6 protein-coding genes are annotated in these 5,092 nt (G+C 40.5%); 3 read left to right on the top strand and 3 right to left on the bottom strand.

Features of this window, described 5'->3' with window-relative positions; genetic code table 11:
* Positions 1-40: 40 nt before the first annotated feature.
* Genes CYO90_RS10540 through CYO90_RS06125 form a run of 3 tightly spaced genes read left to right on the top strand, consistent with a single transcriptional unit; the run spans position 41 to position 1,457 of the window.
* Positions 41-490, top strand: a complete 450-nt coding sequence (locus tag CYO90_RS10540; protein WP_258030675.1) for a hypothetical protein — start codon at positions 41-43, stop codon at positions 488-490.
* A complete protein-coding gene (locus CYO90_RS10535) occupies positions 418-1,125 on the top strand; it encodes an MBL fold metallo-hydrolase (RefSeq protein ID WP_343218576.1) in 708 nt (235 codons plus the stop codon). The genes CYO90_RS10540 and CYO90_RS10535 overlap by 73 nt, the downstream gene beginning before the upstream one ends.
* A 44-nt stretch (positions 1,126-1,169) precedes the next feature.
* Positions 1,170-1,457, top strand: coding sequence for a hypothetical protein (locus CYO90_RS06125; protein WP_103578860.1), 288 nt, complete (start codon positions 1,170-1,172; stop codon positions 1,455-1,457).
* A gap of 741 nt (positions 1,458-2,198) precedes the next feature.
* Here the strand turns inward: CYO90_RS06125 and CYO90_RS06120 are convergent.
* Genes CYO90_RS06120 through petA form a run of 3 tightly spaced genes read right to left on the bottom strand, consistent with a single transcriptional unit; the run spans position 2,199 to position 5,000 of the window.
* Positions 2,199-3,239 carry a c-type cytochrome gene (locus tag CYO90_RS06120; protein WP_103578859.1) on the bottom strand — a complete coding sequence of 347 codons (1,041 nt, stop codon included), beginning with the start codon at positions 3,237-3,239 and terminating at the stop codon, positions 2,199-2,201.
* 2 nt (positions 3,240-3,241) lie between these two features.
* On the bottom strand, positions 3,242-4,486 hold the full coding sequence (locus tag CYO90_RS06115) for a cytochrome b (protein ID WP_103578858.1): 1,245 nt from the start codon (positions 4,484-4,486) through the stop codon (positions 3,242-3,244).
* 10 nt (positions 4,487-4,496) lie between these two features.
* Positions 4,497-5,000, bottom strand: a complete 504-nt coding sequence (gene petA / locus CYO90_RS06110; protein ID WP_103578857.1) for a ubiquinol-cytochrome c reductase iron-sulfur subunit — start codon at positions 4,998-5,000, stop codon at positions 4,497-4,499.
* Positions 5,001-5,092 lie beyond the last annotated feature (92 nt).

Raw genomic sequence — 5,092 nt, 5'->3', positions numbered from 1 at the left:
CTAAAATATAATCCAACCTTTAAATTTAAAAGGGTTATTGATGGAAATTTTTATAGTCATAGTTTTGTTTATCGCTTCAGTTTTTGCTTTTATGAAATTTGCCCCTGTTTTTGGTGGTAGACCAGATGCCAAGAGCCAAAAGCTGATAGAAGCTTCGCCAAATTTTAATGGCAAAGTTTTTATAAATTTAGAGCCAACGATTGATATGGTAAAGAAAAGTCCGCAAGCGTCTATGTTAAATTTCGCCATCCAAGCGCTCTTTCCACCAAAAGGCAAGCTACCAAAGCGCCCTTTGCCAAATTTAAAATTTGACGCAAACGCCCTCAAAAATGGCGAGTTTGTCTGGCTTGGGCACGTTAACCTAATCTGTAAGCTTGATGGCAAAACCATCATCACAGACCCAGTTTTGCACCGAGCATTCCCTCTGCCAGTTGGCGGCAAGCCCTTGCCTACGAGCACGCCATCACCGCTAGCGACTACCCAGAGGTGATCGACATCGCCCTCATCTCGCACGACCACTATGACCATCTTGACTATAAAACGATACTTGAGCTAAAGGATAGAATAGCCAAATTTCTAGTGCCACTTGGCGTCAAGGCTCACCTCATAAAATGGGGCGTGGATGAAGGCAAAATTTACGAGTTTGACTGGTTTGGTGATCTAAAGATAGGAAATTTAAACTTCACTTTTTGCCCCTCAAGGCACTTTAGCGGGCGCACATTTAAAAGAAACACCACGCTTTGGGGCGGCTGGGCGGTTGAAGAGGCTGGCTTTAGCTTTTATTTTAGCGGAGACGGCGGATATGGCAAGCATTTTAAGATGATAAATGAGAAATTTGGCGGATTTGATCTAGTTTTCATAGAAAATGGCGCTTACAGCGATGGCTGGCCCTACGTGCACATAAAACCAGAGGAGTCAGCGCAAGCGCTAAAAGATCTTGGTGCAAGGCTTGGCGTGCCGGTGCATTGGGGCAAATTTGATCTTTCTTATCACGCTTGGGATGAGCCGATCAAGCGTTTTGAAAAGACGGCTACAAAACTTGAGCTAAACTACGCAACACCGATGATCGGAGAGGTTTTCAGCGTGCAAAATCCACCTAGAAAAAAGTGGTGGGATGAAATTTAGGAATAAAATTTGCTCTAAATTTTAAAATCCAAAAGGAAGTGCAAATGAAAATTTCTGAAAATTTATCAAATTTAAAAAACGCTATTGACAAGGCAGCGAAAAACGACCTTGACTCGAGTGCGACTGGAATCTTTTTGCAAAATTTAGAAAAAGCAAACAAAGAGACAGAAAAGATCTATGAGAAGCTTGAAAAAGAACTAAAAAGCGATGCGCAGATGTTTAAGCAGTTTGACTTCATGCAGATGATGACAAAGCTTCAATACGGCAACCTAAAATCAAGCGAGCGAGAAGAGCTGATAAACAAAATGAGCAAGATCGCTAAAGAAATTTAGCCGTTTAGCGTGGCTTTACGGCGAGATAAATTTGGCTGCTTTTTGTGAAATTTAGTGGTTTTTGGTGAGTAAATTTGCTAAAAATATAAATTTACTCGCTTAGTAATTGTTAATATTCTCGCGTTTGCCACATCTTTTGCCAAATACCTGTTGCACACTGGGCGAGATAGCACATCGATATATCACATGCGCAAAATTCAAGCAAATTTCTGAAATGCTTTTAACCTCTAAATTTAAGCTAGTCAATCAATAAAGGCAAATTTTAAAATTTCATGAGCGAGTAATTTCGGTTCTAAAATTTGAGCTAAGCGATAAACGAAGCCAAATTTTAGTAGTCAATTCTTAGGGGTGAATGAAAGTTTTAAAATTTGCAAAGACAGCTTGATTAAATTTGTAAATTCTTTTTATTCAAAAAGGGAGACAAGGTGACTTGAATTACGAAGTCGCTCTCTTCCCCCTTAACGATCCCCTAACTCCGACAACGTTAGAAGTGCATGCTTTAGTGCTTCGCACTGCATGCGGTTTATTTTTAGAAAATTCTGACAAATTTTAAAATTTCATGAACGAGTAATTTCGGCTCTAAAATTTGAGCTAAGCGGTAAGCGAAGCCAAATTTTAATAGTCAATTCTTGCGAGTGAGTGGAATTTTAAAATTTGCAAAACAGAATAATTTTAAAGAGTACCTATTTATATATGTAAATTTACTAGAAAGAATTTAAGAGCCAAAAAGGCTCTTAAATTTTAGTGGAGTTCGCTCCAGACTTTGCGTTTCCAAAGCCAAGCAAAAATTCCCAAGATAAAGAAGTAGATCATGACATAAAGTCCTGTGCTCTCGCGCTCAGCTTTTTTGCTGTCGCCTACTTTTTCTATGTAAGATACTATATCGTCTTCAGCAGCTTTGTTTAAGCCAACTCTAGGCATCGCAGTGCCTGGAAGCATCTTTTGAGTATCGTTTATAAATTTATGCAAGTAGTCAGCACCCTTTGAGCGGATCATCATAGATAGATCAGGTGGGTTTGAGCCCATATATGCTGCAAGGCTTACTTTGTTGCCAAGAGTATATTTTTTATCATACTTCATATCATGGCATCTTTGACATGCATCAGCAAATACCTTTTCTTCAGTGATCTTGCTCTTTGCATCCGCCTCAGCTGATACCTTTTTAAGATAAGCAACTATGTCAGCGATCTCAGCGTTTATATCGCCGCCAGCACCCATAAATGCAGTCATCGGATAAGGATGCTCGTCGTTAAATTTATGTGATAGTTTTACAGCCATAGTTGGATTTTTGATAAGTGCAGCCAAAAATCTCTCGTCATAAATTTTACCAGCTGTGCTAAGATCTGGTGGCACTACACCAAAGCTTTGGCTAGCTGTCTCAGCGTCCATGCTAGCTGGCATACCAGCTGCTTCGATGCCGTGACAGCCTGTACATCCAGCTGCGCCAAATGTCTCAGCACCTTTTGCAGCGTCACCTTTTGCAAGGTCGATCGAATTTATATCAGCCCAAAAAGCTGTATAGTCATCAAGAATTTTTTGTGCTGTCTCAACGTCTTTTGTAGCTGCTTCTATGCTAGCTTTATTACCACTAGCTTTTGCAGCCTCAAGCGCCTCTTTTTTCTGCTCTAAAAAGTGCTTTGCGTAGTCAGTATCTTCTTTTGAGAAGTTGTACTCAGCATTTACAGTGTGCGGATGAAGCTTTGTGTGAGCGTAAGGCTCGATACCCCAGTATAAAATACCTGAAAGGATAACAACGATGGCAAAAATTTTAAGCTCTTTCATGATTAGCCCCTTTTTCTTTCAAGTATTGTGATAACTGGAAGTGCGATTATAAATAGCACTAAAAATAGCAATGAAGCGTAAAATCCTATCCAGTCGTTGATGCCGCCTGTTGGGAGCTTGCCATATATAGATAATACGATAAGGTCTGCAACTAGCACCCAAAACCATACAAAAAATAGTGGTCTTTTGTGAGCTGGGGCTACAAGACCGCTTCTATCAAAAAGAGGTATAAGCATAAACGCAACGCCTGCAAAGGCAAATGCGATAAGTCCGATGTTATAAGCTGAAATTCCAGCTATATCAAAGAAGAAGCCACGTAAAATTTCATACTGCCACAAGAAGTACCACTCTGGGTAGATGTGTGGTGGAGTTTTTAGCGGATTTGCTGGCTCAAAGTTGATAGGATCCATCGCAAAGTTGAAGTGATAGCAAACAAGATACATAACAAATATCATAAAAAATGATACATACATGAAGTCTTTTGCCAAAAATCCTGGCCAAAATGGTATGACTTTAGCTTTTGCTCTGTCGCCGTGTAGATACTCTTGCGCCTCTACTTCAAAGTCGATATCTTCGCTTGTTAGGTTATTTACGTGAGGAATTCTTAATGAGTAGAAGTGGATAACCAAAACAACGATAGTTACAAGTGGTAGCAAGCAGACGTGAAGCATGAAAAATCTAGTAAGTGTTGAGTCGCCAACTGCGTAGTCACCCCTGATCCACTCAACCAAAGCATCGCCGATAACTGGCACACCACCAAAGAGCTGAGTGATAACAGTAGCCGCCCAGTAGCTCATCTGTCCCCATGGGAGCATGTAGCCGCTAAATGCCTCTGCTGAAAAGCAGATAAATAGCACCATACCGCTTACCCAAATGACCTCTCTGCCTCTTTTGTATGAGCCATAGTAAAGTCCAGTAAGCAAGTGGATATACATGATAAGAAATATCGTAGAAGCTGAAACTGCGTGGATATGACGCCAAAGCCAGCCATACTCGACCTCTTGCATGATAGTGTAATTTACACTGTCAAAGGCCAAATTTACATCTGGCTTGTAATACATCATAAGCAAATAGCCAGTGATGATCAAAAGCAAGAAAAGCGTCGTTAGGATAACACCCATCGCCCAAAGGAAATTTATATTTTTTGGGATCCAGTATTCGCTAACTAGAACCTTCATAAGCTTTGTAAAAGCTAGGCGTTGGTCAAGCCAGTCAATAACGCCAGTTGATTTATGAGATAAAGACATCGCTAACCTCCTAAGCTTTAGCTACTAATTTTTCGTATTCTGGGCTTGTTTCGCCTAGAACTAGCTTGGTACCATCGATCTTAAATGGTGGGATATCAAGCGGTCTTGGTGGAGGTCCGTATGTTTGTATGCCATCAGCGTTAAATTCGCCGCCATGACAGGCACAGATAAACATTTGCTTGCTCGCTTTATACTCAGGGATACATCCTAGGTGCGTGCAAAGTCCGATAACTACGACATATCTCGCATCTCCAACGACTACATCTCTCTTGTCGTTTTTAGCCATATCTGGGCTTTTTTTGAGGATGAAAATAGGCTTTTTACGCCACTCAACCTGTCTCATCTCGCCATCTTTGATCGGGCTTAGATCGACAGTTGTAAAACCAGCAGCTTTTACGCTAGGGAGCGGATCCCAGGTCTTTTTCATGGCAACTAGTGACATCGCGCCACCAACAGCTGCCACGGCACCAAACGCAAGGCCGATAAAGCTTCGTCTTTCTTGCTTTACTGACATTAATTTCCTTTCTATAAATAAAATTTAAACGATTATACTCTCAAAAAATTAAAAAACTATAATCTCACAATATAGTTTGTAAAAATAAAGTG

This window comes from Campylobacter concisus, assembly GCF_002913745.1.
GTDB classification, from domain to species: domain Bacteria; phylum Campylobacterota; class Campylobacteria; order Campylobacterales; family Campylobacteraceae; genus Campylobacter_A; species Campylobacter_A concisus_R.
The sequence above is the reverse complement of the archived record's forward strand: the minus strand, read 5'-3'. Positions and strand labels throughout refer to the sequence as shown.